The sequence below is a fragment of the Bacillus hominis genome (assembly GCF_018332515.1).
Classification (GTDB): domain Bacteria; phylum Bacillota; class Bacilli; order Bacillales; family Bacillaceae_G; genus Bacillus_A; species Bacillus_A hominis.
In genome coordinates, this window is the sequence record NZ_BOQD01000441.1 from 1 (window position 1) to 2,638 (window position 2,638).

Annotated in this window: 2 protein-coding genes; both read left to right on the top strand. The window is 33.1% G+C overall.

Annotated features, from left to right (window positions below; all coding sequences use genetic code 11):
- Positions 1 to 213: 213 nt before the first annotated feature.
- Positions 214 to 873, top strand: coding sequence for a CatB-related O-acetyltransferase (locus tag KI356_RS26165; protein ID WP_212936901.1), 660 nt, complete (start codon positions 214 to 216; stop codon positions 871 to 873).
- Between the two features lie 448 nt (positions 874 to 1,321).
- On the top strand, positions 1,322 to 2,635 hold the full coding sequence (locus KI356_RS26170) for a D-alanyl-D-alanine carboxypeptidase family protein (RefSeq protein WP_274388407.1): 1,314 nt from the start codon (positions 1,322 to 1,324) through the stop codon (positions 2,633 to 2,635).
- Positions 2,636 to 2,638: the final 3 nt, after the last annotated feature.

The following is a 2,638-nucleotide window of genomic DNA, read 5'->3' on the forward strand; positions in this document are numbered from 1 at the left end:
AATAAAGTATAACAAACCCGTGTTTATAAAAACAGATTTGTTATACCTTTCTCTATTTGACTTGTATAATTTATTACGTTATGATTTTTTATTATAACTGAAAGGCTTGAAGATAATGATTCGTCGTTTGAAAAAGTTTAAAAATGTAGCTGTCGTATTAAGCTTCTAAGTAAATTATAAAATCTACCATACTTAGAAGCGAGGAATGTAATTATGAAGCATCCATTATATAATCATTGGTCTGAAACGAAGTATTTAAAAGATATAGTAACAAATCCACTTATTGAAGTAGGAGAGTACTCCTATTATTCAGGATATTATGGTCATCAAAATTTTGAAGATGGCTGTGTAAGATATTTGTGGGGCGATGCTAAATCCAAAGCACTTTTCAATCCAATTGAACAGATGGGTTGGCAACTTGATAAACTCATTATTGGAAATTATGTTTGTATTGCAAGTGGAGTTGTCATTTTAATGGGTGGGAACCATAATCATCACCCTGAATGGATTACAGTTTATCCATTCGTTGAGCAAATAGAACAATCATATGAACCGAAGGGTGATACAGTCATTAAAAGTGATGCTTGGATCGGTATGAATGCTATTATAATGCCTGGCGTTACTATTGGTGAAGGTGCAATTGTTGCAGCGGGATCTGTCGTATGTAAAGAAGTTCCGCCTTATACAATAGTAGGTGGTAATCCTGCTAAGGAAATAAAGAAACGGTTCACTGATATAGAAATTAATATGCTAATGGAAATGCGTTGGTTTGATTGGAATAGAGAATTAGTTGAGAAGGCAATTCCTCTTTTATCTAGTTCAGCCATTGAACCATTATTTGCTTTTTATAAAAATGAAGTAAAAAATAAATAAATCAGCTAGAAAAACTACATTCAATATAGGATGTAGTTTTTTTCTTATTTAGTATGAGTCTAGCAAATAGCTGGATTGAATAATTAAAATCCTTGATAGCTAATAAACGAATGCTAAGCTACCAGTGTGTTTCGATATTTAATCGGGACACACTGGTTTTATTTTTTGTAAACATGGAACAAATGTATTACTTACATTGTCTATTAAGTGTAATCCTAAAAAATATGAAAGTACGGATCATCTTGAAAAATACAAAGGTATTAACAATAGGGATGCGTGTAGGAATACGAAGTGTCAGTGCGTCTAAAAGGGTGGGATGAGATGGTCTATATGAAAGCGATCCCAACGTCTTATATGTATATAGAATTTGATAAAACTATCTATTTTTATAGGGATTATGCTAGAATAACGGTTTTTTTTGAGTACAAAGATATTGGAGGTAAGAGAATTGAAAGGTATGTTTTACAAAAAATTCATTGTAATAGTAACAGTGCTTACACTATTTTGTAGCATAGTTGTTACATCTGGAAGAGCATCAGCGGAAACAGTCCCTGTTTTAGACGTAGAAGCAGGATCAGCAATTTTAGTAGAAGCGAATTCCGGAAAAATTTTATATCAAAAAAATGCGGATGAATCACTAGCAATTGCTAGTATGACAAAAATGATGAGTGAATACTTAGTTCATGAAGCGGTGGATCAAGGAAAACTTAAATGGGATCAAAAAGTTAAAATCTCTGAATATGCATATAAGATTTCGCAAGATCGCTCATTATCAAACGTCCCATTAGAAAATGGTGGCTCTTATACAGTAAAAGAGTTATATGAGGCAATGGCAATTTACTCTGCAAACGGTGCAACAATTGCTTTAGTTGAAGAAATTGCTGGAAAAGAAGCCGATTTCGTGAAAATGATGAATGATAAATCAAAAGAGTTTGGAATGAAAAATTATAAATTTGTAAACTCTACAGGCTTAACAAACTATGATTTAAAAGGACATCATCCAGAAGGGACAACTCCAGACGAGAAAAATAAAATGTCCGCAAGAGATTGTGCGATTTTAGCACAACGTCTCGTTCAAGATTTTCCAAAAATGTTAGATACAGCAAAAATCCCTAAAAAAACATTCCAAAAGGGTGGCAAGTATCCAATTGATATGGTGAATTTTAACATGATGTTAAAAGGTTTAATTAAGCAATACGAAGGTGTAGATGGCTTGAAAACAGGAACAACTCCAGAAGCCGGAGATTGTTTTACTGGTACAGTAGAAAGAAACGGTATGCGTCTAATATCTGTAGTGATAAAAGCAAACTCCCATACAGCACGTTTTGATGAAACGAAGAAATTATATGATTATGGATTTGCGAATTTTGAAGTGAAGAAGGTCTATGGAAAAGATGCAGTAGTAAAAGGTCATGAAACAGTGCGAGTAGCAAATGCAAAGGACAAAGATGTAGTTGTTCAAACGAAGCAAGCTGTTTCACTTCCAATGCCAAAGGGCAACAATGATGTTTATAAAAAAGAATTTAAAGTATCGAATAAAGAACAAGAAGCGCCTATTAAAAAAGGTGTAACAATTAGTAAAATGATTATAACGCCTAAAGACAGTACAGATCCTGGGTTTTTATCAGGTAAATCATTACAAGTAGACCTTGTAACAAAATCTGATGTAGAACAAGCAAATTGGTTTACACGTTTTATGCGTAAAATCGGATCTTTCTTTAATGGTATGTGGGATAGTGCGGTTGATATAGTAAAAAGCTAACTT

What these genes read in the sequence shown, in the direction of transcription:
- KI356_RS26165 (WP_212936901.1), top strand. Translation starts at nt 214, where the DNA reads ATGAAGCATCCATTATATAATCATTGGTCTGAAACGAAGTATTTAAAA.